Source organism: Yoonia sp. SDW83-1, from assembly GCF_046762885.1.
Taxonomy (GTDB): Bacteria; Pseudomonadota; Alphaproteobacteria; order Rhodobacterales; family Rhodobacteraceae; genus Yoonia.
This window is the reverse complement of record NZ_JBKQXO010000004.1, coordinates 1-25,710: the sequence shown is the minus strand read 5'-3', so window position 1 is coordinate 25,710 and position 25,710 is coordinate 1. Positions and strand designations below refer to the sequence as shown.

29 protein-coding genes and 2 pseudogenes are annotated in these 25,710 nt (G+C 59.5%); 15 read left to right on the top strand and 16 right to left on the bottom strand.

What is annotated here, in order from left to right; translation table 11 throughout:
- The first annotated feature begins 123 nt into the window (after positions 1-123).
- A complete protein-coding gene (locus tag ACFWW4_RS06075) occupies positions 124-651 on the top strand; it encodes a dihydrofolate reductase family protein (protein WP_411890031.1) in 528 nt (175 codons plus the stop codon).
- Positions 652-952: 301 nt separating this feature from the next.
- Here ACFWW4_RS06075 and ACFWW4_RS06070 read toward each other — a convergent pair whose 3' ends face one another.
- Both ACFWW4_RS06070 and ACFWW4_RS06065 read right to left on the bottom strand, forming a co-directional pair.
- A complete protein-coding gene (locus tag ACFWW4_RS06070) occupies positions 953-1,303 on the bottom strand; it encodes a YigZ family protein (RefSeq protein ID WP_411890289.1) in 351 nt (116 codons plus the stop codon).
- Positions 1,304-1,315: 12 nt separating this feature from the next.
- Entirely contained in the window at positions 1,316-1,549 is a 234-nt protein-coding gene (locus ACFWW4_RS06065; protein WP_393930290.1) for a hypothetical protein, read from the bottom strand.
- Positions 1,550-1,699: 150 nt separating this feature from the next.
- Between ACFWW4_RS06065 and ppk2 the strand changes: the two genes are divergently transcribed.
- Complete coding sequence (ppk2, locus tag ACFWW4_RS06060; protein WP_411890030.1) at positions 1,700-2,572, top strand: polyphosphate kinase 2; 873 nt, start codon at positions 1,700-1,702, stop codon at positions 2,570-2,572.
- Here the strand turns inward: ppk2 and ACFWW4_RS06055 are convergent.
- Positions 2,566-3,096 (bottom strand): hypothetical protein, encoded by a 531-nt coding sequence (locus ACFWW4_RS06055; protein WP_411890029.1) that lies wholly within the window; start codon positions 3,094-3,096, stop codon positions 2,566-2,568. The two genes, ppk2 and ACFWW4_RS06055, sit on opposite strands and share 7 nt — an antisense overlap.
- Before the next feature lie 94 nt (positions 3,097-3,190).
- On the opposite strand from ACFWW4_RS06055, the gene ACFWW4_RS06050 reads away from it, so the two are divergent.
- Positions 3,191-4,030, top strand: coding sequence for a DUF1444 family protein (locus ACFWW4_RS06050; protein ID WP_411890028.1), 840 nt, complete (start codon positions 3,191-3,193; stop codon positions 4,028-4,030).
- Here ACFWW4_RS06050 and ACFWW4_RS06045 read toward each other — a convergent pair.
- Positions 4,027-4,386 carry a diacylglycerol kinase gene (locus ACFWW4_RS06045; protein WP_411890027.1) on the bottom strand — a complete coding sequence of 120 codons (360 nt, stop codon included), beginning with the start codon at positions 4,384-4,386 and terminating at the stop codon, positions 4,027-4,029. The genes ACFWW4_RS06050 and ACFWW4_RS06045 overlap by 4 nt on opposite strands.
- Before the next feature lie 146 nt (positions 4,387-4,532).
- On the opposite strand from ACFWW4_RS06045, the gene trhA reads away from it, so the two are divergent.
- Positions 4,533-5,171 carry a PAQR family membrane homeostasis protein TrhA gene (trhA, locus tag ACFWW4_RS06040; RefSeq protein ID WP_411890026.1) on the top strand — a complete coding sequence of 213 codons (639 nt, stop codon included), beginning with the start codon at positions 4,533-4,535 and terminating at the stop codon, positions 5,169-5,171.
- Here the strand turns inward: trhA and ACFWW4_RS06035 are convergent.
- On the bottom strand, positions 5,168-5,524 hold the full coding sequence (locus ACFWW4_RS06035) for a GFA family protein (RefSeq protein ID WP_411890025.1): 357 nt from the start codon (positions 5,522-5,524) through the stop codon (positions 5,168-5,170). The genes trhA and ACFWW4_RS06035 overlap by 4 nt on opposite strands.
- Positions 5,525-5,743: 219 nt before the next feature.
- On the opposite strand from ACFWW4_RS06035, the pseudogene ACFWW4_RS06030 reads away from it, so the two are divergent.
- Positions 5,744-5,926 (top strand): annotated as a pseudogene (locus ACFWW4_RS06030) (CBU_0592 family membrane protein); the annotation flags it as partial.
- A gap of 103 nt (positions 5,927-6,029) precedes the next feature.
- Here the strand turns inward: ACFWW4_RS06030 and ACFWW4_RS06025 are convergent.
- Positions 6,030-6,878 (bottom strand): GyrI-like domain-containing protein, encoded by an 849-nt coding sequence (locus tag ACFWW4_RS06025; RefSeq protein WP_411890024.1) that lies wholly within the window; start codon positions 6,876-6,878, stop codon positions 6,030-6,032.
- A gap of 58 nt (positions 6,879-6,936) precedes the next feature.
- Positions 6,937-7,644 (bottom strand): M48 family metallopeptidase, encoded by a 708-nt coding sequence (locus tag ACFWW4_RS06020; RefSeq protein WP_411890023.1) that lies wholly within the window; start codon positions 7,642-7,644, stop codon positions 6,937-6,939.
- Positions 7,645-7,751: 107 nt separating this feature from the next.
- Between ACFWW4_RS06020 and ACFWW4_RS06015 the strand changes: the two genes are divergently transcribed.
- Positions 7,752-7,985 carry a hypothetical protein gene (locus ACFWW4_RS06015; RefSeq protein WP_411890022.1) on the top strand — a complete coding sequence of 78 codons (234 nt, stop codon included), beginning with the start codon at positions 7,752-7,754 and terminating at the stop codon, positions 7,983-7,985.
- A gap of 2 nt (positions 7,986-7,987) precedes the next feature.
- Positions 7,988-8,830 carry an alpha/beta fold hydrolase gene (locus ACFWW4_RS06010; RefSeq protein WP_411890021.1) on the top strand — a complete coding sequence of 281 codons (843 nt, stop codon included), beginning with the start codon at positions 7,988-7,990 and terminating at the stop codon, positions 8,828-8,830.
- Here the strand turns inward: ACFWW4_RS06010 and ACFWW4_RS06005 are convergent.
- Positions 8,797-9,705 carry an endonuclease/exonuclease/phosphatase family protein gene (locus tag ACFWW4_RS06005; protein ID WP_411890020.1) on the bottom strand — a complete coding sequence of 303 codons (909 nt, stop codon included), beginning with the start codon at positions 9,703-9,705 and terminating at the stop codon, positions 8,797-8,799. The two genes, ACFWW4_RS06010 and ACFWW4_RS06005, sit on opposite strands and share 34 nt — an antisense overlap.
- 144 nt (positions 9,706-9,849) lie before the next feature.
- Between ACFWW4_RS06005 and ACFWW4_RS06000 the strand changes: the two genes are divergently transcribed.
- On the top strand, positions 9,850-10,947 hold the full coding sequence (locus ACFWW4_RS06000) for a class II histone deacetylase (protein ID WP_411890019.1): 1,098 nt from the start codon (positions 9,850-9,852) through the stop codon (positions 10,945-10,947).
- Between the two features lie 6 nt (positions 10,948-10,953).
- On the opposite strand, the gene ACFWW4_RS05995 is transcribed toward ACFWW4_RS06000, so the two are convergent.
- The gene (locus ACFWW4_RS05995; RefSeq protein ID WP_411890018.1) at positions 10,954-11,826 is read right to left on the bottom strand and encodes a phosphotransferase enzyme family protein; all 873 of its coding nucleotides are present in this window, start codon (positions 11,824-11,826) and stop codon (positions 10,954-10,956) included.
- A gap of 292 nt (positions 11,827-12,118) precedes the next feature.
- Between ACFWW4_RS05995 and ACFWW4_RS05990 the strand changes: the two genes are divergently transcribed.
- Positions 12,119-12,697, top strand: coding sequence for a nitroreductase (locus ACFWW4_RS05990; RefSeq protein WP_411890017.1), 579 nt, complete (start codon positions 12,119-12,121; stop codon positions 12,695-12,697).
- Complete coding sequence (locus ACFWW4_RS05985) at positions 12,694-13,383, top strand: EI24 domain-containing protein (RefSeq protein ID WP_411890016.1); 690 nt, start codon at positions 12,694-12,696, stop codon at positions 13,381-13,383. The genes ACFWW4_RS05990 and ACFWW4_RS05985 overlap by 4 nt, the downstream gene beginning before the upstream one ends.
- Here ACFWW4_RS05985 and ACFWW4_RS05980 read toward each other — a convergent pair.
- Complete coding sequence (locus tag ACFWW4_RS05980) at positions 13,370-13,657, bottom strand: DUF1467 family protein (protein WP_393930252.1); 288 nt, start codon at positions 13,655-13,657, stop codon at positions 13,370-13,372. The two genes, ACFWW4_RS05985 and ACFWW4_RS05980, sit on opposite strands and share 14 nt — an antisense overlap.
- Before the next feature lie 233 nt (positions 13,658-13,890).
- On the opposite strand from ACFWW4_RS05980, the gene ACFWW4_RS05975 reads away from it, so the two are divergent.
- Entirely contained in the window at positions 13,891-14,769 is an 879-nt protein-coding gene (locus ACFWW4_RS05975; RefSeq protein ID WP_411890015.1) for a hypothetical protein, read from the top strand.
- Positions 14,770-14,799: 30 nt separating this feature from the next.
- On the opposite strand, the gene mce is transcribed toward ACFWW4_RS05975, so the two are convergent.
- A complete protein-coding gene (gene mce / locus ACFWW4_RS05970) occupies positions 14,800-15,204 on the bottom strand; it encodes a methylmalonyl-CoA epimerase (protein WP_393930248.1) in 405 nt (134 codons plus the stop codon).
- A 126-nt stretch (positions 15,205-15,330) separates the two neighbouring features.
- Here mce and ACFWW4_RS05965 point away from each other — a divergent pair, with 126 nt between their 5' ends.
- A complete protein-coding gene (locus ACFWW4_RS05965; protein WP_411890014.1) occupies positions 15,331-16,047 on the top strand; it encodes a response regulator in 717 nt (238 codons plus the stop codon).
- On the opposite strand, the gene ACFWW4_RS05960 is transcribed toward ACFWW4_RS05965, so the two are convergent.
- Positions 16,044-16,535, bottom strand: coding sequence for a DUF1993 family protein (locus ACFWW4_RS05960; protein ID WP_411890013.1), 492 nt, complete (start codon positions 16,533-16,535; stop codon positions 16,044-16,046). The two genes, ACFWW4_RS05965 and ACFWW4_RS05960, sit on opposite strands and share 4 nt — an antisense overlap.
- Positions 16,535-18,328 carry an aspartate--tRNA ligase gene (gene aspS / locus ACFWW4_RS05955; RefSeq protein ID WP_411890012.1) on the bottom strand — a complete coding sequence of 598 codons (1,794 nt, stop codon included), beginning with the start codon at positions 18,326-18,328 and terminating at the stop codon, positions 16,535-16,537. The genes ACFWW4_RS05960 and aspS overlap by 1 nt, the downstream gene beginning before the upstream one ends.
- Positions 18,329-18,520: 192 nt before the next feature.
- On the opposite strand from aspS, the gene carB reads away from it, so the two are divergent.
- A complete protein-coding gene (carB, locus tag ACFWW4_RS05950; RefSeq protein ID WP_411890011.1) occupies positions 18,521-21,850 on the top strand; it encodes a carbamoyl-phosphate synthase large subunit in 3,330 nt (1,109 codons plus the stop codon).
- Between the two features lie 232 nt (positions 21,851-22,082).
- Positions 22,083-23,201, top strand: a complete 1,119-nt coding sequence (locus ACFWW4_RS05945) for a beta-ketoacyl-ACP synthase III (RefSeq protein ID WP_411890010.1) — start codon at positions 22,083-22,085, stop codon at positions 23,199-23,201.
- A 74-nt stretch (positions 23,202-23,275) separates the two neighbouring features.
- Here ACFWW4_RS05945 and arsH read toward each other — a convergent pair whose 3' ends face one another.
- Both arsH and ACFWW4_RS05935 read right to left on the bottom strand, forming a co-directional pair.
- The gene (gene arsH / locus ACFWW4_RS05940) at positions 23,276-23,968 is read right to left on the bottom strand and encodes an arsenical resistance protein ArsH (protein ID WP_411890288.1); all 693 of its coding nucleotides are present in this window, start codon (positions 23,966-23,968) and stop codon (positions 23,276-23,278) included.
- A gap of 22 nt (positions 23,969-23,990) precedes the next feature.
- On the bottom strand, positions 23,991-24,440 hold the full coding sequence (locus ACFWW4_RS05935; RefSeq protein WP_411890287.1) for a hypothetical protein: 450 nt from the start codon (positions 24,438-24,440) through the stop codon (positions 23,991-23,993).
- Between the two features lie 229 nt (positions 24,441-24,669).
- Here ACFWW4_RS05935 and ACFWW4_RS05930 point away from each other — a divergent pair, with 229 nt between their 5' ends.
- Positions 24,670-25,272, top strand: a complete 603-nt coding sequence (locus ACFWW4_RS05930) for a thymidine kinase (protein ID WP_393930232.1) — start codon at positions 24,670-24,672, stop codon at positions 25,270-25,272.
- Positions 25,273-25,464: 192 nt separating this feature from the next.
- On the opposite strand, the pseudogene ACFWW4_RS05925 reads toward ACFWW4_RS05930, so the two are convergent.
- Positions 25,465-25,710: pseudogene (locus tag ACFWW4_RS05925) on the bottom strand (DUF2235 domain-containing protein); the annotation flags it as partial.

The following is a 25,710-nucleotide window of genomic DNA, read 5'->3' as shown; positions in this document are numbered from 1 at the left end:
CGGCTGCCTTGGCAACGGCTGATCTGTCATGGTATCTTTGTCCAAGCAAAGAAGGAGCGCCCTGCCAGTGATCAAGTAACGGACCACCATCCATCATTTGATCCACTTTTGCAGGAGCATGCCATGCAACCCCTTATCTATGACGTTGCCGTCTCGGCTGACGGTTTTATCGCAGGCGCGTCTGGTGACGTGTCACTTTTCCCCCATGATGGCCCGGTCGTGGCCGACTATCAGGCCCGGCTGCAGACATATGCCGCGGTGGTGATGGGCCGGACCACCTATGAATTTGGTTATGATTTCGGGCTGGTGCCAGGGCAGAATCCTTACCCTTGGGCGCAGACGCTGGTTGTTTCCAAGACCATTGATCTGCCCGCTGATGCGGCGGTCGAAAAAGTTTTCCATGATCCGCTGACCCGTATCGACCAGTTGCGCGAAATGGCCGCCGGTCCTGTCTATCTGTGCGGCGGCGGCCTGCTGGCGGGCTGGCTGTTCCACCAGCGCCGGATCACCCACCTGCGCCTGAAACGCGCGCCGATCCTGCTAGGGCAAGGTGTGACGCTTTTCGACGGGCACGGGATGGCGCAGACCATGACGTTAACCGATCACAAAGTTTACGACAGCGGGGTAATCTATTGCGAATACACACTTTAAACGGTGGCACGGCCCTGGTCTGCCTTGGAATGCCCGGACGGCATGCCGGTTTCGCCCACTCTCCATGAACACTAGCATTTGAACATCAGGTCCCGGACCCGACCAGGGACCGCATTTCAGACTTCGTTAACGCATGACCACCGTCCGCTCCCTTAACCACGGTCCGGGCCGCAAAACTGCCATACGCAAGTCCGACGCTTTGCCGACGCGATGCCGACCGGCCAAATCGCAGCAAAACCTCGCATTAACTGACGATTCGCACATCTGCCGTTGCGCGGCCCAGCAACCACCGCCCGACGCGTTAATCCATCGCCTCCAGATAGGCCCGCACAGCATCTTGCACCCGACGAAATCGGTCTCCGCCCAGCTTGACCCCGCCAAACCAGCGGGTCACGACGATAATATGGTTCGTAAGACCCTCACGCTCCAGCATCCGCAGGATCACCAGACCTGCGCCGCTTTCGCCGTCATCATTTTTCAGGGGGCCGTCGGGCAGCAAAACCGCCCATATGTTATGGGTCGCCTTAGCGAATTTCTTGCGACGGCAGAGTGTCTTTACAAATGCCCGCGCCTCGTTAGCCGAGGCCACCGGACCACCCGCAACCGCGTATTTCGATCCGCGGTCGCTCAGCACATTTTCGATAACTTTCAGGCGCTTGGACCTTTAGGAGGTCACCTCGCGCGCGGCACCATAGTTGCAGCCGCTTCCGCCGGACAGACCCTTCATGGGTGACGCGGTCTCGGCCACTTCAACGCAAGCCTGCGCGGCCGCGTCCCATGACATGCCGGTGGCACAGCTTTGACTTTGGGCGATGGGTTCTGTTGGGGCGGGCAAAGTGGCCTCCTGGCCAATCGCCGCCATCGGGAACAAGGCAACGGCAAGTATCGTAAGACGCATGATGGTCCTCCTGCTGAGTGCGTGTGACGTAAGGGTAGCGCGACATCGCCGAAAATCAAAGGACCCTGCTGTCGCACCCTTTGATGCACATCAAGGCGCAAAAGGCGTTGCCCTGATATGCAGCCCGACATCCAGAAGAAGGAGAGGGACATGAAAGACGCCGCCACCACCGCCCCCGTCAAACCCAAACCCCGTCGCCGTGCGCCGGCGCGCCCGCCGAAAATGGCCCGCCGTCCTTATGAGGCTGAGAAGGCGCAATTGCAGGCCGAACTGCTGAAGGTGCAGCTTTGGGGTCAAGAGACGGGGCAGCGGTTTGTGCTCTTGTTTGAAGGGCGCGATGCGGCTGGCAAGGGCGGTACGATCAAACGGTTCACCGAACACCTCAATCCGCGCGCGGCTCGTGTGGTTGCCCTTAACAAGCCCACCGATGAGGAACGCGGCCAATGGTATTTCCAGCGCTATATCGATCATCTGCCGACATCGGGCGAGATGGTCCTGTATGACCGCAGCTGGTATAACCGGGCTGGGGTCGAACGGGTCATGGGGTTTTGTGAACCTGAGGAGTACCTCGAATTCATGCGCCAGACGCCCGAGCTGGAACGGATGCTGACCCGCTCTGGCATCCGCCTTTACAAATACTGGTTCTCGGTCACGCAGGGCGAACAAAAGCAGCGCTTTGACAGCCGCGAAACCGACCCGCTGAAACAGTGGAAACTGTCACCCATCGACAAGGCCAGCCTGGACAAATGGGATGACTATACCGAAGCGAAAGAGGCGATGTTTTTCTACACCGACACCGCAGACGCGCCGTGGACCGTGGTCAAATCCAACGACAAGAAACGCGCGCGGCTGAATTGCATGCGCCATTTCCTGTCAACGCTGGACTACCCCGGCAAAGACCCAGAGGTTGCCCGCGCACCTGACCCGGAAATCGTCGGTAGCGCCAAAAAAGTGATCCACAAGGCCGACCATATCCTCGGCACCGCCCTGCACCCGGACACGCGGATCAAACGCGGTCAGTAATTTGTGCCCGCGCCGGTCGCGATGGCCTGGGCGAGCGATTTCTCGGCCCAGGTGTCGCGTCCGCCGCGCATACGGATTTCGGTCAGTTGCGCCTGCGCCAGGACCATCTGGCCGGATGCCACATGCCCCTGCCCGGCATAGGACCGTGCCAGCAGGTTGTCGGGGTCAGCGGCCAGTGCAGCATCGTAATAGGCCATGCCCAGATCGACCCGACCTGCCTTGCGATGGGCAAAACCGTAATAGGTCAACGCCAGTGGCGCATCGGGATTGTCCAGCGTGTCAAGCACGTCGAGCGCCGCCTGATACAGGCCTGCATAGGCCAGTTCGCGCACATCGTTCAGGCGGGCACTGTCATCATTGGTGCTGTCTTCGGGCGCCATGCAGCTTTGGGTCGCAAGATCCCAGATCAGCCCTTCGGCGCAAACCTCTGTCGTTTCTGTCGGCTTTGGCGGGGCCGGGTCATCGCTGCCGGCGGCAAAGGCCGCAATGGGGCAAAGGGCAAGGGCGTAAACGGTCAGGCGCATCAGGTCTCTCCATCCGGTGTTGGAAGGCAACATAGACCAACAGGTTTGCAAAAACAGTCTTCTCCCCAAGAATGCCCCATGAAATGATAGCAGTATGCGTTTTTTCATTCTCTCCGCCGCCTTGTGCCTTGCCACCCCTGCCCTTGCCGATGTGCCGCGGCCCGATATCGTATCGGACACGCTGGAGATCCTGCTGGATGCCGTCAGGGGCGCCGGTTTTCCCAATGCGGTGATTGATCTGGAACAACAGGCGGTGGTCAGCGATAGCAACTCAGAAGACAGCACCATCACCTACCCCGACAATCTGCACCGCAATCTGCGCAATGCAGCCGATGACGCCGAGCGCCAGCAGATTCTCGATGATTTTGTCGCTGTTCTGACCGTCACCTCTGCCGATGACAGTGACGGCTTTGCCCCCGAACAAGTGATGCCGGTCCTGCGCCCCGTGGACTATCTGGACGGTCTTGGCGATGACGGAGAAATCGAAACCCGGCCTTTTGCGGGTGATCTGATGATTGCCTATGTGGCTGATTTCCCGACCCATACAACCAGTATTTCACCCGATAGCATGGCCGCCGCCGGATATGACGCCGAGAGCCTTCATCAGCTTGCCCTGCAGAACCTCCAGACCAGATCCGCCGACCTCAGCATCGAAAGCAGCGAGGTCGGCGTCTATTTCCTGACCCTCGATGGTTATTACGAAAATGCAATGATGCTGAATGCGGGGCTTTGGGACAGTGTCACAGACCAGATCGGGCCGGTCGTTGTGTCCATCCCTGCCCGCGATCTGGTGCTGATCGCCGCCGCAGACAACGCAGAGGCCATCGAAATCATGCGCGACATCCGCGACGATGTGCTGCGCGACGGGGCCTATACCCTGACGGGCGTGCTGTTCAGCTGGGGCGACGGGCGCTGGTCGGTGGTGCCCGACTAGGCCGCAAGCCCGATCAGCACGCAGACCCAGGCCACCCCGACCCCGATGGCCGTGACCGCGACAGCGGCCGACCCGCAATCCTTGGCTTGTTTGGCCGCATCGCGCCGTTCGGTCCCGATATCGTCCACCACCCGTTCAATCGCGGTGTTCATGCACTCTACACCGAGGATGATAATCCCGCCCATCAGCAACATCCCCCGTTCCCCTGCTGACAGAGGCAGCACAAAGGCGAGGATACCAAAGACCACATTGGCCACGATCCATTGCGCCAGCGATCCTTCGGTGCGCCAGACATGCGCGAACCCCTCCCATGACCAGATCGCCCGCTGCCGTACCCGCATCATTTGCTGCCACATGTCACCATTTCCTTCGATCTATACGCAATCGTCATCAAACTGTGCGATCCTATCTGTAATGCCAAGGCCGTGAAGTGACCTAACGGAACAATTGACCGATAGGGCATGGTGCATACCCTTAAAGAAGGTTGTTGAAGGAGTGGCCGATGTACCCCACCTATGCCCGGTCAGAACGGATTGCCGATGGCACCATGCATGCGATCGGTGTGATTGGGGCCATTAGTGGTGCAGTCGTGTTGATTGTCTGGGCAGCGGGGATGTCCACGCCCGGTCAAATCGCCGCGATCTCGGTCTATGGGGCCACACTGATCGCCACGTTCGTCGCTTCGGCCATGTATCACATGACCCCGTGGGAAAGTATCCGCCCGGCCCTGCGCCGGTTCGATCACGCGGCGATCTATCTGAAGATTGCTGGCACCTACACGCCGCTTGTCGTCATGATCGGCAGTGCGTTTGCCTATGTTGTGCTTGGGATCGTCTGGGGGTTGGCGGTGATCGGCATGGTGCTGAAGCTGTTTTTCTGGCGCACACCGGGGCGGTTCGGGCCCGCGCTTTACCTGATTATGGGCTGGCTGAGCGTTGCATTGATCTGGTCGCTGTGGCCGATTGTGCCGGGGTCCACAATGGTGCTGATCGCCATCGGTGGTCTGCTTTATACAACCGGCGTGATTTTCTATGCGGCCGAACAGATGAAGTTTTCCAATGCGATCTGGCATGGCTTTGTCGTTGCCGCATCTGCCTGTTTTTTCGCGGCCATCGCGATTGGGGTCACCCACCTCGCCTAATCCAGAAATTCCCACGTATCCGCCCCATCGAAGTGACGGACAGGCACCGATGCGATCACAGTCGGATCGGCCAGGCGCAGGTTGACGGCCATGTACGGGTTGTCCCCATCCATCTTCAGGTTTTCCCAATGGGTGGTGCAGCCGCAGACAGCACAGGTATGAAACGCCAGCGATTTTTCCCCATGGGCATAGCTGCGTGTCGGGCCGGTCACCGTGATCTGTGGAATTGGCGCATAGATCCACAAGGCCGCCAATCGGCGGCACATCGAGCAGTTACAAGATGTCGTCCGGCGCGGGGTATGGCGAAATTCATACGTGACCGCCCCGCAATGGCATACGCCCGTGATCGACATGGCATTCCCCTTTATTTGCTGGTCTTTCGTCACGATACGCCGCGCGCAACAAACGGGCAACAGGCCACATATCTCAAGAAAATGACGTCAGGTAAGGAATGCCTGACCTGACATTGTGTCCCTCGACACATACGATCAGCCCATCACTGTTTACAAGTGACGTTAGGGCAACTGTATTTCGCCCATGACGATTTTAAAAAGTACCAAGTGTTGTTTTTGATGAGTACGTTTTTTCAAATGTTTCCGCCTGGCGTTCTGGACGCTGTGGGGGTGGGGGGTTTCGGGCTTTATGTCCTGAACTATACGCTCCTGACGTTTCAGCGGGTTCGGTCGGAATCCGTCGCATATTTCGCGACAAATGGTGCCGCTGCATCAATGGTGCTGGTTGGATTGTTGTCCTCCTTCAACCTCGCCGCTGCAATGATCCAGATTTTCTGGATTGGCATTTCGGCTATAGCCATCTTCATCCGCCTGCGTCGTCCCGCGCAGGCGGATGATCCTTTTTCTACGAAACCGGTATCCAGATCTCGACCAGACCACGCCCGGTCTGCGGGTCGAACCGGGCGTCATAGCGTTCCAGATCCGGTGCCTGGCGCAATGTCAGCCCGCTGTCAGGCAAGGCCTTATTCCAGATGGAATAGACCGTCTTTGGTAGGTCGCTGATATGCCCCTCATGGGTGAAGATCGCATAGCGGCCTGCGGGAATCGTCACATCATCCATGCCCTTGGGCACTGAAACACTGCTATCGGCGGCCATCCCGGCCACATAGCGAAAGTTCCCTGCCTCATCGGCATCGCAACAGACGCCATAGGCCGGACCGGGCGCATCGGCCACTTCATCCTCGCGCGCATTAAACTGCTGCCACAGACCGGGGATCGCGGCGTTGTTTTCAAATGTGCATTGAGCACTGACGCCCATGATGCGCATGGCCTTGTGGTCCGCAATACGCGGTGCGGCCACATCGACGAGTTTTTCCTTATCCATCTTGAAAGGCTCCATCAGGGTCAGCGATTGCGTTGACCGGGTCGTGCGGATTGTGCTGGGACTGACCCCGAAATATCCCATAAACGCCCGGGTGAACGCAGGATGAGACCCGTATTGCGCATCCAGCGCTATCTTCAGGATATCAGCATCGCCCTGCGCCAGCGCCGCAGCTGCACACGACAAACGCCGCGCCCGCAGATAGCTCATCGGGCCAAGCCCTGTCGCCGCACGGAACACCCGCGCCATGTGATAGGGGCTCACAGCACAAAGATCGGCCAGAGCGTCCAGCGACAGCGGCTCCTGCATCCGCATTTCCACCTGCCAGATGATTTTCGCGACCAGTGCCATGGGTTCTTTCTCAACATTCACCCAGGCACCCTGCCTGATCCTGCTGAGCCGGGCTTGACCGTCCTTGCTGTATTGCGTGTTACAGCCGTGCGGCCACCTCCTGCACCGTGCGCAACCGGTCCGCATTGGCCGGGTGGGTGCCAAGAAACCGGTTGCCCGGATCAGGAATACGGAAAAAGAACTGGGCGCCCTTGAGCGGGTCATATCCTGCAGCGGCGGTGATTTCGGTGCCCAACGCGTCCGCCTCAAGCTCAAAATTCTTGGAATAGGTGCGTGCGCCGACCGTCGCCCCCAGCTGCTGTGCGGTGTCAACCGAATTTGATGCCCCAAGCGCACCGGCCAATTGACCAAAGACCAACGCACCCACGGTCGCGTTTTGCTGCTGACGCGCAATATGGCCGCGGATGTGGTGTGCGGCCTCATGCGCCATCACAAAGGCCAGTTCATCCCGGTTCCGCGCCTCGGCAATCAGGGGCACGGTAAAGGCGATGATCGGCCGGCCATTGCGGTCAAGCGTCTGATAGGCATTGGCCGGCTGACCCGGACGGTCATCAACCACAATGCGGAAATCGCAGTTCAAATTCGGCGACCGCTGTCGGCAGTACCGTTCGGCCACAGGCTCCACCGTGGCAACAACGCTTGAAAAGTTCCGCAAGGCTGCCCGTTGCGACAGGCGCGGCCCCGCCGGGGCCTGTTGCAGCACAGGCGTCTCTGCTGTGGGGGCCGTCACGTCCACAGGTTCGCACGCCGCCAGCGCGGCAATCAGAACAATCGGCAAAAATCGCATCATCATCTCCCAATCTCAAGTTGCTGGCAGATTAGTCAGGTCCGCCCTCGTCTTCCAGACCCCAATAAGCCCTTGCATCACCGATAGGTCAGACTACGCTCAACCCCATGTTTACGATCGAACACGACTATGACGCGACCGTCATCACCCTGGTGGATGAAGGCAAGGCCCCCCTGACCGAGGATGTCACCATCAACGCGTTTGATGATTGCGTGACCCTGCAACAACTCGACCCGCGCAATGATGAGGTGATGCATATCACCCTGTCGATCAACCAGCTCAACGATCTGCGCGCGGCACTCGACCTGCCCGAAGGGGTGTATCAGTTGAAAAAGACCTGAACTTGGGCTGGCATCTGAGCGATCGGATCGAAACCAGCGCCGGGACAGTGGCGGCGGGTCATGCTGGCACTGGCCCAGCTCTGGTCCTTGCCCATGGCTGGCCCTGGTCGTCCTATTCTTGGCACCGGATCATCCCCGCACTCGCCCAGGACCATACCGTCTATTGGTACGACATGCCCGGTTACGGCCAGTCGGACAAATCGCCGGAACAGCCGACTGGTCTGGATGTGCAGGGGACGATTTTCGCCGAAATGCTTGGTCACTGGGGCCTGACACAACCGACGATCATCGCACATGACTTTGGGGGTGCGACCACCCTGCGCGCCCATTTGCTTCATGACCGCGATTACGCGCGCTATATCCTGATGAATGTGGTCGCGATGCGGCCTTGGGGATCGGCGTTCTTCGATCATGTCGGGCGCCACATCGACGCGTTCAGCGGACTGCCCCCGCATATCCACGCCCCCATTGTAGAGGCTTACATCAAGGGCGCCTTGGCCCGCGATATCGACGCCGATGACCTTCAAGCGCTCGTTAACCCATGGCTCACGGATGATGGCAGCGCCAGCTTCTACCGCCAGTTCGCGCAGGCTGATGAACGGTTCACGGCAGAGGTCGAGCCGCTCTACCCCACGATCCGCTGTCCGACACATATCCTCTGGGGCGCGGATGATCCGTGGATCCCTCTCGACCGAGGCAAGGCCCTGCATCATGCCATTGGTCACGCGACCTTTGACACGCTATCCGACGCAGGCCACTTGCCGCAGTTGGAGGTCCCCGATACGGTTCTGAGAGCACTGCAGACCCTTCTTCACGGCAAGGCCACGTCCACAACAACCGGATAGTGATCGGTGGGCCATTCACCATCAAACTTCTGGCGCAACACAACCGGATCGGTGACGGGGCGCACATCCGCCGTCGCCCCGATATGGTCAATCGCCCCAAACAGATGCAGCCCCTGATTGAAATGATAGGTGGTGCCCTGCACAGGCATGAAACTGACCCCGGCATCCTCAATATTGCGCATTGTCGGCGCACCCATCCGCGCATTCAGATCGCCGACGACAAACACCGTCTCACCCCCATTGATCCACGGGGCGATCCGGTCACGGACCAGCGCGGCAGACAGCAACCGGTTGGACCGGCTGCTATATTCGAAATGCACATTCACCACGCGGAACGCATCGCCGCCCGGTGTCTCGAACTGCGCCCATGATGCAAATGCGGGAAAGGAGTCGTTGAAGGTCCGCGAATAGATCACATCAGGCGTGTCGGAAAAGAAAAACCAGCCCTGATCGCGCAGTGTCAGCCTGTCGGCCCGATACAGGATCGGCTGGGTGGACGGGAAGCTGCGCCAATCGCCGCTGGCCGCCGCCAGGTAGCCGGGATTACGCTCCAGCAGCCAGTCGCGCGCCAGATTGACGCTGCCATCGCTGCCCCGCTGGAAACTCTCCATCTCCTGAAACGCCACCAAGTCAGCGTCCAACGCCTTGAAGGCCTGATCAAGTGGTCCCTTGCGCCGTTCCCAATCACCGACCGACCATGGGCCGATTTCACGGCCCAAGATGATGTAATGCACATTGTAGGTGGCCAGCCGCAACACCCCGTTATCGCGCGGCGGCAAGGCTTGCTGACCCGAATTGCGATAGATCTGCACGCAGGCTGTCAGCGCCGCGATCAGCAGCACGCCCACAAACGCTTTCATGATCGTCCACAACATTCCGCGCCCTCGATTTCGCCCAATTTGGTTAGACTGAGACTAGCGCCATTTTTCGCGACGCCCAATGCAGATGAAGGGGGCTGTCCGCTTGCACCTGCGCCCCGTCTGCGCAACTCTGCCGTACAGGCAGGCGGGGATCATGCAATGACCACAGGGTTTTTCTGGGATGAACGGTGCTTTTGGCATGGCGGCGGCAACTACGCAGGTATGTTGCCCGTCGGTGGTCTGGTGCAGCCACTGGATGGCGGACTGCCCGAAAACCCCGAAACCAAACGCCGCCTGAAAAACCTGATCGAAGTCACCGGCCTGGCCCGTGCGCTTGACATGCGCGGGGCAGAGGCCGCAACGCGCGATGATCTTTTGCGCATCCATCCGGCCAGCTATCTGGATGAATTCAAACGGCTTTCCGATGCAGGCGGGGGTGAGCTGGGTCGCCGCACGCCTTTTGGTCCCGGGGGTTATGAGCTGGCCGCCCTGTCCGCCGGCTTGACCAAGGCAGCCCTTGCCGCAGTGCTTCAGGGTAACGTGCATAACGCCTATTCCCTGTCGCGCCCGCCCGGCCATCACTGCCTGCCGGACTATCCCAACGGCTTCTGCCTGCTCAACAATATCGGCATCGCGATCGAGGCCGCGCGCGCCGCCGGGCTCGCCCAGCGTTTTGCCGTGCTCGACTGGGATGTGCATCACGGCAACGGAACCGAAGCCGTGTTCTACGACCGATCCGACGTACTGACCATCTCACTGCATCAGGACCGCAACTATCCAATGGATACAGGGGCGTTTGCTGACCGGGGGGTGGGCGATGGCACCGGCTTCAACCTCAACATTCCGCTGCCTCCAGGCACCGGCCACACAGGCTATCTGACCGCAATGGAGCGGCTGGCTCTGCCTGCCATCCGATCTTTCAGACCCGATGTACTGATCATCGCCTGTGGTTTTGATGCGGCCGCGAACGACCCGCTGGGGCGGATGCTGGCGACGGCTGAAACCTTTGGCGCCATGACGCGGCAGGTCATGGACCTTGCCGCTGAGATTTGCGACGGAAAACTGCTGATGGTGCATGAGGGCGGCTATTCCGAAACGTATGTCCCCTTCTGCGGACACCGCGTGCTTGAAGTGATGTCAGGCAGCGCCATCACCGCCCCCGACCCCTTTGCTGAGGTATTCCCGCTGCGCCAACCCGATGCCCGTTTCGATGCCTATCTGGACGGCGTGATCGGGGATATGGTCACCGCACTTTAGACAGCGCTAAACCCCGTAACGGTCAAACACCCGTTCGGCGCGGGCAAGCTGGCGTTCCATATCCGAAGGCCGATCAAGGATCGCCGCAGACATGGATTGCAGAACAAGCAGCGCCAGATAGGCTCGGATCACCCGTGGACTAAGACCGGCGGCATCAACGATCTCCCATACCGGCTGGTCATGCCCATCAAGGTCAAATGCGAATTGCACGAGGTCATAGAGGTGGTCACCGGTACAGGCCCCTTCCCAGTCGATGATGCCAGTCACTCTGTCACCCTCGATCAGGATATTGTCGGTATGTAGGTCCAGATGCACAAGCCCGTCATCCAGGAACCAGTCTGGGTCGGCGGCGGCACCCAGAGCTTCAATGCGGCGCAGAAAGGCAGCACTCGCTGGCCCCCAATCCCGCAGTGGTGCATGCGCACACCACACATCCTGCCCTTTGCGCAAGGCCTGCAAGACAAAGGCACCCCAGTTATGTGCATCCGCCGGGCCAGGGCCGCCGATCCCGGCTTTTGCTCCGACAAATTCGACCATCGCCGCGACCACCGCAGGTGGCAGGCGATCTTGTGACCGGCCAGGCAAGAATTGCTGCACCGACAGCGTGCCACCTTCAAACGGGACCACATCAAGATAACGGGCCACCGGAACGCCGCGCCCGCGCAACGTATCCAGACCGGGACAAAGCTTGGCATAATCGGCCACCATACCCGGATTGGCAGACCATTTCAGCACGACTTGCCCGCCATGGGGTGCAGTTGCGCGCCACGCCCCTTCCGTCGCCCCGCCCAGGTGATCACCCAGCAAAAACCCAAGTGCCAGCAATCGGTCAGAGCCAAGTTTCTCAGCGGCCAGAGAGGATTGTCGGCCGTCCGTCACGTCGGATATCCAGTCATGTCCCCTGATATGTCGCACCTGAAAAATGGTGTAAACACATCGTAGCTATTTTGAATTGGCAGAGCCGATCCGAGAGCGTCGCCCCAGACAGACTTTCACCGAAAGTCTGATCACAAATCCTCCTCGAGGATTTGTCGCCCACCGCCGTCGCTAGTGACTGAACGGGTCGTCCGGCGCCACTGCGCGCAGCCGCACAGTGACTTCACAGGGCTTAGTGGTTGCAGCGACCTGACCCACTGCATATCTCTGCACCAATCGCAGACAGGAGCTTTTTGTGCCCGCCCCCAACCCAGCCGCCCTCGACTTCCTACTGACCCGCCGGTCGCGCCCGGCCAAAACGCTGACAGCTCCGGTGCCCGACCGCCCCACGGTCGAAACCCTGCTGACCGCCGCCGCGCGCACGCCGGATCACGGCAAGCTGGAGCCGTGGCGCTTTATCGTGCTGGCGAAACCGGCACTGGCGCGGCTGGCCGCGATGGTGCCCGACCGGGGTGCAGCCTTGGGTATCGACCCGGACAAGATCGCTAAGGCACAGGCGCAATATGCCGATGCAGATCTTGCCGTGGCCGTGATCAGCGCACCAAAACCCTCCGAAAAGATCCCGCAGATCGAACAGGTCTACTCCGCCGGGGCCGTTTGTCTGGCCTTGTTGAACGCGGCGCTCGCCGCGGGCTGGGGCGCGAATTGGCTGTCCGGCTGGGCCAGCCACGACCGCGATTTCATCCGCGATGGGCTGGGATTGGCCGATCATGAAACGGTTGCGGGGTTCATCCATCTGGGCACCGAAACCAACGCCCCGCCCGAACGCCCCCGCCCTGATCTGGCACAGATCACCACCTGGATAGACGCATGATTTTCAGTGATTTTTTCAAAGCGATCGGGCAATTGCCGGATGGCCGGTTTCAAAGCGTGCTGTGGCGGGGGATCGGGATCACCATCGCCCTGCTGATCGCGCTTTATGCAATCCTGTTGCAGCTGGTTCAGTGGCTGACGGCCGAACCAATCAGCCTGCCCGGCGTGGGCGAGGTGACATGGGTCGGTGACCTGCTGGGTTGGGGGTCGCTGGGGCTGGTGCTGGTGCTGTCGGTCTTTCTGATGGTGCCGGTGGCGTCAGCGATCACGTCGCTGTTTCTGGATGAGGTCGCGCAGGCGGTCGAGGAGAAACACTACCCCGCATTGCCCCCTGCCACCAAAGTGACCTTTGCCGAAGGCATGCGCGACACGGTGAATTTTCTAGGCGTGCTGGTCGCCGCCAACCTATTTGCGATCATCCTTTACGTGATCTTCCCCTTCGCCGCGTTCTTCATCTTCTACGCGCTCAACGGGTTTCTGCTGGGCCGCGAGTATTTCCAACTGGCCGCCATGCGCAGGGTTGGACGGGCTGGCGCAAAGGAGTTACGCAGCAAGCATCTCGGCGCAATCTGGCTGGCCGGTTGTCTGATGGCCGTACCGCTGACCATCCCGCTGATCAATCTTTTCATCCCGATCCTCGGGGCGGCCACATTCACCCATCTCTATCACAGGCTCAGTCCCGGCTGACCTCCGGCGTCGACATCCGGTCAAACCAGTCGATATCCCGGACCGAGATCACACCCGACAGGATCGTTCCCGCGATCACCGCCCAGATTGGCAGCGCCCATAGGGTCGTGATCTTCGCCTTGCGGCCAATCTGGGCGTCCGCCGGGGCAGAGGCATGGGTGCCGGGCACAATTTCTCCCGCCTCACCCTGCGTTTGCAGGCGCAGGGGCAGCACGATGAAGAATACCATGGCCCAGACCACAGCAAACAGGACGATGGCGGATACAGGGCCCACGGCGTTTCCTTCTTTATCGACACCTTTGATTTAATATTCTAGTGCGACACCGATGCAATACAACATAAACCAGGAACGGGAACGCAGATGAACAACCACTCAAGTATGCTATTCCGATTGAGCAACTGCAAAAGGACCGCAGGTTTAGTGCAGAGTTTTCATGGTCTCCCCCAAGACCTCAGCCTCGGACAATGATGAGTATTCCGTCTGCGAAAAGGAGAACTCAAGCCAAAATGTCCGATCGTCACTTGCGATATATTGTTTACGCACCGTCATATGACGAAAATAGCGGGGGCAATATTTTCTTACATCAACTGGTAAGTATCCTGCGCAGTCTAGGCGAGGAGGCGGTATTTTGGCCGATGGGCGAAAGCAATCATACCGACGTTCGGCGTCTATTTAGGCGGAAACGATCATTTAGAACCCTGCCGCACATTCAAGATGCCCAGGCGAAACCATGGCACCTCAAGGAAAAGAGGTCAGTCGTGGTCTATCCGGAAGTCACGTTCGGGAACCCTTTGGGCGTAGAAAACGTCATCCGCTGGTTCCTCTACCAGCCGGGAAAATTACATCCTTTTGAATTCGGACCAAACGATATGTTTTTCCGCGTTGATGAAATGTCAGATATTCTGGAGATTACAGGTGGCGCCCCCGATCTTTTTGTATGGAAAGCAAACCCCGTCTACCAAAACCAAAATCGTCCTGATCGCAAAGGCTTATGCTTCATCGTGCGCAAACACGGGGACAAACCACGCATCCCAGAAACACAAACGCAGTCGGCGGTCCAGATCGACGGCATGGACCATGCCGAAATCAATGAAGTCTTCAATCGCTGCCAAACTTTTGTATCATACGATGACGCGACCATGTATTCCCAATATGCCGCTATTTGCGGATGCGACAGTGTCGTTGTACCTGACGCTTATCCATCTAGGGCAGCTTGGACGGCGAGTCATGCGGTCGCACGTTATGGGATAGCCTATGGATTTGCAGATCTCGATCATGCGCGTGCAACGCGTCACAAGACAAAGGAGCTGTTACTGGAATTGGAGCGCAAGGGAATCGAGTCGGTGAAGAGTTTCATCACTTTGACGCGCGCACGTTTTAAATAAGAAACTACAGCATCTTTCCGAATATGAGGGCTAGACCTCTTCCAATTCCACCAGACACCCGTTGAAATCCTTGGGATGCAGGAACAGGACCGGCTTGCCATGCGCCCCGATCTTGGGTTCGCCCCCGCCAAGGACGCGGGCCCCTTCGGCCAGCAAATGGTCGCGGGCGGCCAGGATATCATCGACCTCGTAACAGACGTGATGGATGCCGCCTGACGGGTTCTTGTCCAGAAATCCCTGAATGGGTGAGGCATCACCAAGGGGGTAAAGCAGTTCGATCTTTGTGTTCGGCAAGTTGATGAAAACGACCGTCACGCCATGATCCGGTTCATCCTGCGGGGCGCCCACATCGGCCCCCAGCATGGTACGATACTGGGCACTTGCGGCCTCCAGATCAGGGACGGCAATGGCGACGTGGTTGAGGCGACCGATCATGTGAATTCTCCGTTTTCGGCATTATGCCGCAGCGCAGAATGTTTCGCAACGCGCGATGCGATTAAGAAACTGTTCACCTTGTCCTGCTTTGAATAAGGCCTGCCACAACCGAAGGGAAGAATCGCTATGGATGGCCCGACTGACATGATGCTGACACGCGCGCCGACAGCCCGGCGGCCCCTGCTGGGACTGACGGTGCTGGTCGTCGAAGACAGCCGATACGCCAGTGAGGCCGTGCGCCTGCTATGTCTACGATCCGGGGCCAGGATCAGACGGGCCGATAGTCTGGAAAACGCGCGACGGCATCTGGCGGTCTACCGGCCTTCGGTGCTTATCGTGGATGTGGGCCTGCCAGATGGATCAGGGATTGCGCTGATCCAGTCACTGGCAGAGGCGACACCACGGATCGACGTGATCCTTGGCGTCAGCGGCGATAGTGTGGCGCGCGCCGCCGTGCTGGCCGCCGGGGCCGACGGGTTCATCGAAAAACCGATCGCCAATCTGGCCGCCTTTCAATCAGCCATTCTGGAACACCTGCCCGCCGACCGACAACCGCCCAGCCCGCGAGAGTTGAGTAATGAGGTCGTCAATCCCGATCCGGTCGCCTATCAGGACGACCTCAGCCATATCGCACAGGTCCTTAAATCCGCGGATGAGGATGCGCATATCGACTATGTCACCCAGTTTCTGGGCGGCGTGGCCCGCAGTGCGAAGGACCATGACCTTGACCGCGCGGTGCGCGACCTTGCCTCGCTCCGCTCATCGGGGGGCAATCTGGACAAGGGCGTGCAGGAATTGTCGCAACTGGTGCAATCGCGACTTGCGGCCAGCGGCCCGATCTAGTCGTCGAACGAGAAACCTGCGGGATAGGCATGCAGCCCGTCGAAATCGGCCTTGCCGACTGGTGCGCCCTGCTGGCGCAGGATCGCGTAGGCCATGGACAGGTGGAACCACAGGTTTGGCAAGGCGAAATGCTGCAGATAGTCCGGGGCGGATTGCGTCAGGTCGGCAAATCCGGCCTGATGCGTGATCTGCCTTTGGGCAGAACCATCAAAATCCGCTGCGGTCAATGCGCCGACCAGTGACTGCGCCGCACTCAATGCCGCGCGCAGCCCCTCCATATCGGCGGGGTAATCCAGTTCCGGCACATCTTTGCCCGCCAGCGGATAGGTCGCGCGCAGCGCAAAACCTGCCACGGTCTGAAACTGTTCGGCACAAGTGAACATGCCCGGTGCGAGCCGCGCTGCCAGCATCGCAGGCGTCGCCTTGTCCAGCAGGACCAGCGCCTGATCCAAGGCCTGCGAGGCAACCGGAACCGACGCGCCAAACATCAGCTTTCCGGCGGCAGCACCCGCAGGCGCAATTCGCGCAATTGCTCATTTTGCGGCTCGGACGGGGCGTCCATCATCAGATCCTCGGCGCGTTGGTTCATCGGGAACATGATGACCTCGCGGATATTGGCCTCATCCGCCAGCAGCATCACGATCCGGTCGATGCCAGCCGCACAGCCACCATGGGGCGGCGCGCCGTACTGGAACGCATTGACCATGCCGCCAAAACGCTTTTTCACCTCGTCCTCACCATAACCGGCAATCTCGAACGCCTTGAACATGATCTCAGGCTTGTGGTTCCGGATCGCGCCAGACACCAGTTCGTACCCGTTGCAGGCCAGGTCATACTGATAGCCCAGCACGTCCAGCGGATCACCGTTCAGCGCGTCCATACCGCCTTGCGGCATGGAAAACGGGTTGTGTTCAAAATCGATGCGGCCGGTTTCATCGTCCTTTTCATAAATCGGGAAATCGACAACCCAGGCAAAGGCAAAGCGGTTCAGATCGGTCAGGCCCAGCTCTTCCCCGATCACATTGCGCGCCTTGCCCGCGACCGCCTCAAACGCATGCGGCTTGCCGCCCAGGAAAAACGCCGCATCACCAAGGCCCAAACCCAGCTGAGTGCGAATGGCCTCGGTCCGTTCCGGCCCGATATTCTTGGCAAGCGGCCCTGCAGCCTCCATGCCATTCTCGCCCTCCCGCCAGAAGATATAGCCCATCCCGGGCAACCCTTCCTTCTGCGCAAAGGCATTCATCCGGTCGCAGAACTTGCGGCCCACAGGCTCCCCACCCTTCTTGCGGGGCGCGGGAATTGCGCGGACCACGGTGCCCTCCTGCTCCAACAGCTTGGCAAAAATCGCAAAGCCGGACCCGCGGAAATGGTCGGATACATCCTGCATCTTGATTGGGTTGCGCAGGTCGGGCTTGTCGGTGCCGTACCAAAGCGCCGCATCACGATAGGAAATCTGCGGCCAGACCTTGTCCACCTTCCGCCCATTGCCGAATTCTTCGAAAATCCCGATCAGCACCGGCTGGATCGTGTCGAACACATCCTGTTGCTCGACAAAGGACATTTCCATGTCCAGCTGGTAAAAATCGGTCGGCGACCGGTCGGCGCGCGGGTCTTCATCGCGGAAACACGGGGCGATCTGAAAATACTTGTCGTAGCCAGACACCATGATCAGCTGCTTGAACTGCTGTGGCGCCTGCGGCAGGGCGTAGAATTTGCCCGGATGCAAACGGGACGGCACCAGAAAATCGCGCGCGCCCTCAGGTGATGAGGCCGTGATGATCGGCGTCTGATATTCGCGGAACCCGGTGTCCCACATCCGCTTGCGCATGGATGCAACAACATCAGACCGCAGCTTCATGTTCTCCTGCATCGCCTCGCGGCGCAGATCCAGATAGCGGTATTTCAGGCGCGTTTCCTCAGGATATTCCTGATCGCCGAACACCATCAGGGGCAGTTCCTTGGCCGCACCCAGCACCTCGATCTCGCGCACGAACACCTCGACCTCGCCGGTCGGCAGCTTGGGGTTGACCAGTTCGGGGTCGCGCGCCTTCACTTCCCCATCGACGCGGATACACCATTCACTGCGCACCTTCTCCACATCAGAAAACGCCGCCGAATCCGGATCGCACAGAACCTGCGTGATCCCGTAATGGTCGCGCAAATCGATAAACAGGATACCGCCATGATCGCGCACCCGATTGACCCAGCCCGACAAGCGGACGGTCTGGCCCACATGGGCGGCAGTCAATTCGGCGCAGTTATGCGAACGGTAGGCGTGCATGATTTCATCCTCAAGGGCTCATATTGTCGGCCCGATACACCCCTTTGCCCCGGCGAAGTCAACCATCCCCATCATTTTGCCCAAAATACGCCCGCCCGCTGTATCAAAATTCCAGAATTTTGATCCCCCCCTTGCACCTGCCCGCACCATCCCTATAACCCGCAACAATTTGCATCATTCAGGGGCAGGCCCATGCCAAAGCGCACCGACATCCAGTCGATCATGATCATTGGCGCGGGTCCCATTATTATTGGTCAGGCCTGCGAATTCGACTATTCCGGGGCCCAGGCCTGCAAGGCGTTGAAAGAGGAAGGCTACCGCGTCATCCTCGTCAACTCCAACCCGGCAACAATCATGACCGATCCAGGGTTGGCCGACGCCACCTATATCGAACCGATCACGCCAGAAATCGTGGCCAAGATCATCGAAAAGGAACGACCAGACGCGTTGTTGCCCACTATGGGCGGCCAGACCGGGCTGAACACATCGCTGGCGCTGGCCGATATGGGCGTGCTGGACAAGTTCGGGGTCGAGATGATCGGCGCCAAGCGCGAGGCCATCGAAATGGCCGAAGACCGCAAGCTGTTTCGCGAGGCGATGGACCGGCTGGGCATCGAAAACCCGAAGGCCACGATCATCACGGCCCCCAAAACCGACGGCAAGTTCGACATCAAGGCGGGCCTGCAACTGGCCATCGACGCCATCGAATATGTCGGCCTGCCCGCGATCATCCGCCCGGCATTCACCCTTGGCGGTACCGGCGGCGGCGTCGCGTATAACCGGCAAGAATATGAATACTACTGCCGGTCCGGGATGGAGGCATCGCCTGTCGGTCAGATCCTTGTCGACGAATCCCTGCTCGGCTGGAAAGAGTTTGAGATGGAGGTCGTCCGCGACAAGGCCGACAACGCCATCATCGTCTGCGCCATCGAAAACGTGGACCCGATGGGCGTGCATACCGGCGACAGCATCACCGTCGCCCCGGCCCTGACCCTGACCGACAAGGAATACCAGATCATGCGCACGCACAGCATCAACGTGCTGCGCGAAATCGGGGTCGAAACCGGCGGGTCCAACGTGCAATGGGCGGTCAACCCCGATGACGGGCGCATGGTGGTCATTGAAATGAACCCGCGCGTGTCGCGGTCATCGGCGCTGGCGTCCAAAGCGACCGGCTTCCCCATCGCCAAGATCGCGGCAAAGCTGGCGGTCGGCTACACGCTCGACGAACTCGACAATGACATCACCGGCGTCACCCCGGCCTCGTTCGAGCCCACAATCGACTACGTCGTCACAAAAATCCCCCGCTTCGCCTTCGAGAAATTCGCCGGCTCAGAACCCTACCTGACCACCGCCATGAAATCAGTGGGCGAGGCGATGGCCATCGGGCGCACCATCCACGAATCCTTGCAAAAGGCGCTGGCGTCGATGGAAACCGGGCTGACGGGTTTTGACGATATCGATATCCCCGGCGCACCCGACAGTGCGGCCATCACCAAGGCACTGGCGAAACAAACCCCCGACCGGCTCCGCGTCATCGCGCAGGCCATGCGGCACGGGCTGTCAGACGAAGACATCCACGCCGTTACCAAATTCGACCCCTGGTTCCTCGCCCGCATCCGCGAGATCATCGCGGCCGAGGCCGATATCCGCAAAAACGGCCTCCCCGTTGACGAAACGGGCCTGCGGGCCATCAAGATGCTCGGCTTCACCGACACCCGCCTTGCCAAACTCACCGGCCGGGACGAGGATCAGATCCGCCGCGCCCGCCACAACCTTGGCGTCACCGCCGTGTTCAAACGGATCGACACCTGCGCGGCGGAATTCGAGGCGCAAACGCCCTACATGTATTCCACCTACGAAACACCTGTGATGGGCGAGGCGGAGTGCGAGGCGCGACCATCGGACCGCAAAAAGGTCGTCATATTGGGCGGCGGCCCCAACCGGATCGGCCAAGGGATCGAGTTCGATTATTGCTGCTGCCACGCCTGTTTCGCCCTGACCGATCAGGGCTACGAGACGATCATGATCAACTGCAACCCGGAAACGGTCAGCACCGATTATGACACCTCCGACCGGCTTTATTTCGAACCGCTCACCTTCGAACACGTCATGGAAATCCTGCGGGTCGAACAGGAAAACGGCACCCTGCATGGCGTCATCGTGCAGTTCGGCGGGCAGACCCCGCTGAAACTCGCCAACGCGCTGCATGACGCAGGCATCCCGATCCTCGGCACCTCGCCCGACAGCATCGATCTGGCCGAAGATCGCGAGCGTTTCCAGCAGCTTGTCCAGAAACTCGGCCTGAAACAGCCCCATAACGGCATCGCGTCAACCGACGCCGAAGCACTCGACATCGCCGAAGGCATCGGCTTCCCTCTCGTCATCCGCCCCTCTTTCGTACTGGGCGGACGTGCCATGGAAATCGTCCGCGATATGGACCAGCTGCGCCGCTATATCTCCGACGCTGTGGTGGTGTCGGGTGACAGCCCCGTCCTGCTCGACAGCTATCTATCGGGCGCGGTTGAGGTTGACGTGGATTGCCTGTCAGACGGTCAAAACACCCATGTCGCCGGCATCATGCAGCATATCGAAGAGGCGGGCGTGCATTCCGGTGACAGCGCCTGCTCGCTCCCGCCGCATTCGCTGTCGGACGCGGTGATCACCGAAATCCGCGCGCAGACCGAAAAACTTGCCAAGGCACTCAACGTCGTCGGCCTGATGAACATCCAATTCGCCGTCAAGAACGAAGAGGTCTACCTGATCGAGGTGAACCCCCGCGCCTCGCGCACCGTGCCTTTCGTGGCCAAGGCGACGGATAGCGCCATCGCCTCCATCGCCGCGCGGCTGATGGCGGGCGAACCGCTGTCAAACTTTCCGCTGCGCGAACCCTATCCGCCAGCCGAGGACCCGATGACCGTCCTGCCTTTGGGCGATGCCTTCACCCTCGCCGACCCGAAAACCCCGTGGTTTTCCGTGAAAGAGGCCGTTCTGCCCTTCGCCCGTTTCCCCGGCGTCGACACGATCCTCGGCCCCGAAATGCGGTCAACGGGTGAGGTCATGGGCTGGGACCGGTCCTTCCCCCGCGCCTTCCTCAAGGCGCAGATGGGCGCAGGCACGGACCTGCCCAGATCCGGCACCGTCTTCATTTCGATCAAGGATGCCGACAAAACGGCTGACATGATTGATGCGTCCAGAACCCTCCTGCAACTTGGTTTCGATATCGTGGCCACACGCGGCACCGCCGCCTGGCTTACTGAAAACGAAATTGCCTGCGAAACGGTAAACAAGGTCTATGAAGGCGGGCTGACCATCGTTGACCGGCTCAAAGACGGGCACATCGCCCTGGTCTTCAACACGACCGAAGGCGCGCAGGCAGTCGAAGACAGCCGCGACATCCGCGCCGTCGCCCTCTACGACAAAATCCCCTACTTCACGACCGCCGCGGCAGCGCACGCAGCCGTGCTGGCCATGCAGGCACGGGAAGAGGGAGATGTCGGGGTGCGGGCGTTGCAGGGTTGATTTCAGCCTTGGTCAACCCGCTCGGTCTGTGAAGGAAGCGGCTCGAGTGTAAGTCTGCATGCCGAAATCAAGTGGCAAAGGTAAAACGAGCGGCACGACTGGCTTACATAGATTGTATTTACAACAAATGCCCGCAATCCCCACAGGTTGCCCTCGGGTCAAGCTTGCCTGCACGTCTGGGCTGTGGACATTCGTTTTCCACGCGCCATAGTAAACCCCGGGGGGATCAGACATGCACGACGTTGCCATCACCGGAACAGGGGTTTTCACACCCAGCCAGATCATCACCAATGATGAGCTTGTGGCCGCATTCAACAAATATGCCGATCTGTGGAACGCCGAAAACGCCGCCGCGATCGAGGCAGGGGTGGCCGAACCCAAAGAGCATTCGTCAAGCGAATTCATCATCGCCGCCTCTGGCATCGAAAACCGCTATGTACTTGATAAAGAAGGGGTATTGGACCCGTCCCGCATGTTTCCCAGCCTGCCCTCCCGCGCCGATGATGAGCCGGGATATATGGCCGAGATCGGCTGCGACGCTGCGCAAAAGGCGCTGTCGGCAGCAGGCTGTTCTGCCGCAGATGTCGATCTGGTGATCTGTGCGGCCTCCAATATGGAGCGCGCCTATCCGGCGATTGGTGTGGAAATTCAACAGCTTCTGGGTGCGGGCGGATTCGCCTTTGACATGAACGTCGCCTGTTCCAGTGCGACCTTCGGCATTCAGACGGCCGCTGACATGATCCGCTCGGGCTCGATTCAAAGCGCTTTGGTCGTGAACCCCGAGATCTGTTCGGCCCATCTGGAATGGCGCGACCGCGATTGTCATTTCATCTTTGGCGATGTGGCCACGGCCACATTCTTGCAGCGGGATCAGGCGGTGAAGGGCGATCACTTCAAAGTCCTGTCCACCCGGTGTGCGACCCAGTTCAGCAACAATATCCGCAACAATAACGGCTATCTGCGCCGCACCCATGACCAGATGGAAGACCGGCGCGACATGCAGTTCATGCAAAACGGGCGCAAGGTGTTCAAAGAGGTGCTGCCGCTGGTCAGCCAACATATCGCCGATCATCTGGCCGATGCCGGCGTTGCGGCGGGCGACCTGCGCCGTCTCTGGCTGCATCAGGCCAACAAAACCATGAACGATTACATCGGCAAGAAGGTCCTGGGGCGCACGCCTGAACCCGGCGAACAGCCCAATATCCTGCAGGACTATGCCAATACATCCTCCGCCGGGTCGATCATCGCATTCTCCAAACACTCCAGCGATCTGGAAAATGGCGACAAGGGCCTCATCTGCTCATTCGGCGCGGGTTATTCGGTTGGGTCCGTCATTGTGGAAAAGGGTTAGACCATGCAAAAACTCCTGTCTCTGATGATAGTGCTTTCTCTCGCAGCCTGCGACGTGCCGCTCGTTCCGCTGATCTAACCGCTGACCCGTTTATGGACATCCTCCAGCGTCTCAACCCGCTCTGAATACCGGTCGGCCAGCATTGTCGCCCGCCCCCGGGTCATCAGGGTGAAACGCGCCAACTCCTCCATCACGTCAACAATCCGGTTGTAAAGCGGCGAGGGTTTCATCCGACCGTCTTCAAACTGTTTCCAGGCCATTGGCACCGATGACTGATTGGGGATGGTGATCAGCCGCATCCAGCGGCCCAGGATGCGCAGCTGATTGACCGCATTGAAGGACTGCGACCCGCCAGAGACCTGCATGACCGCCAGGGTTTTGCCCTGTGTCGGGCGGATACCGCCGATGGGCAACAGCGGAATCCAGTCGATCTGGGTCTTCATGATCCCTGTCATTGCGCCATGCCGTTCAGGGCTGGACCAAACCATGCCTTCCGACCACATCACCAGATCGCGCAATTCAGCCACCTTGGGATGTGTTTCGGGTGCATCATCGGGCAGTGGCAGGCCTGTGGGATCAAAGAACCGGGTCTCACAGCCCAGCGCCCGCAACACCCGCGCCCCCTCTTCCGCGCAGAGGCGTGAATAGCTCACCTCGCGCAATGAACCGTAAAGCAGCAGAATGCGCGGTGGATGGCCCGGATCATCCGCTCCGGCCAGCGCTGCGACATCCAAAGGTTGCAACACGCCGTCGACAATGTGCGGCATGTCTTCGGTGGCAGGATTGACGTTAGTCACTGGCTTCAAGGTGCATCTTCATATCAATCAATACCTTCTGCAGGGCCGTCGTCTCTTGCAAAAGGCGCTTCGCCTCATTCACCGAAATCACACCATCCTCCATGGATCGGTTGTATTCGGCCATCAGCAGGGCAAATCTCTGGCTCAGCTTGATCACATCGGAATTGACGCCGCCTTCCCGGTTCGCCCGTTGCGGGTCGAAGGACAGTGTGATGCCCAGCATTTCAGCCAATGCGCCGGTCACATGGGGGTAGGATGATTGCGCTTCCAGCGCGCTGACCGCGTCGACGGGGATAAACCGGTCGGCATGCTCCTCTGACATTGAATAGTAGCGCCCCAGCGTTGCCTTGGACCGCCCGGTCAGCGTGCAGGCATTTTCGATGCCGACGTCCTTGACCAAGGCTTCGGTGTGCTTTTTGAGGTAACTGCCCCGTTCTTCCATCATCACTCTCCACCAATTTGGCGACACCGCGTCGATACGGGGCCGGCCCCCTGATCAGCAGGCTAGCGATCAAGTACCTGTTTGTCATTGATAAATCCATCCGGGCAGATCACCTGATCGGGGGCTTGCGTCATGGGATTTTCGCCCTATTCTCGGGCCGCGACGATGACCGGGACGCTGGTTCTGATTGATTTGCAACGACTGAACGCAGGGACGATAATTATTCCCCATGGCAAAGCTTTACTTCCATTATTCGACAATGAATGCGGGCAAATCGACCGTTCTGTTGCAGGCCTCACATAACTACATCGAACGCGGCATGAAGACCTATTTGATGATTGCCCAGCTTGATAATCGTGCGGGTGAAGGCCGGGTCGGCAGTCGCATCGGCATCGGGGCGGATGCCGATACATTTGCACCCGGCGAAGACCTGTTCGCGAAAATCAAGGAACGGCTCAGGGAAGGTCCCTGTGCCTGTGTTTTTGTGGACGAGGCCCAGTTTCTGGAACGTCAACAGGTCTGGCAACTCGCCCGGGCGGTCGATGATCTGAATGTGCCGGTCATGGCCTATGGTTTGCGGGTCGATTTTCTGGGCAAGCTGTTCCCCGGCTCCGCCGCCCTGCTTGCGCTCTCGGATGAAATGCGCGAGGTGCGCACAATCTGCCATTGCGGTCGCAAGGCGACCATGGTCGTGCGCAAGGATGAATATGGTCAGGTCCTGACCAAGGGCGATCAGATCGCCATCGGCGGCAATGACCGCTATGTCTCGCTCTGCCGCAGGCACTGGCGCGAGGAGATGGGCGAAAATGTCGGGCCGGCCGCGCCGTCTTAAGCAGCCACTGTATTTGCCGCGCGCCATTCGCTTTGGGCCAGATCTATCAGATCCCGGACAAGCGATTGCACGGCAATCCGCCCAAAGAAAGAACCGCATCAAATGCTGCTTCAACCTGCGGGACATTCTCTCCTTTTTAAGTCGAGCGAGCGCCTGCTCACCCAAATCCACCGATACTGCTGATAGCTCAGATTATCCCGCTCTGGGTGCGCTGGCTTGCTCGGGCAGTTCATCCGCTTGCTCAAGTTCCGGTATCTCACCCCTCACGCTTTCATGAATACCCTCCGACATGTCACGTCCGATGATCCGGCGGCGCCGTGAGAGAAATATCTTCGACCACCCCCGCCAGTTGCCCATAGACCGCGCCTCCACATCCTGTTCGAACCGGTCGCGCCATCCGTCTGGCAAGGGCACATTGCACGCCTCGAGCTTTTCCAG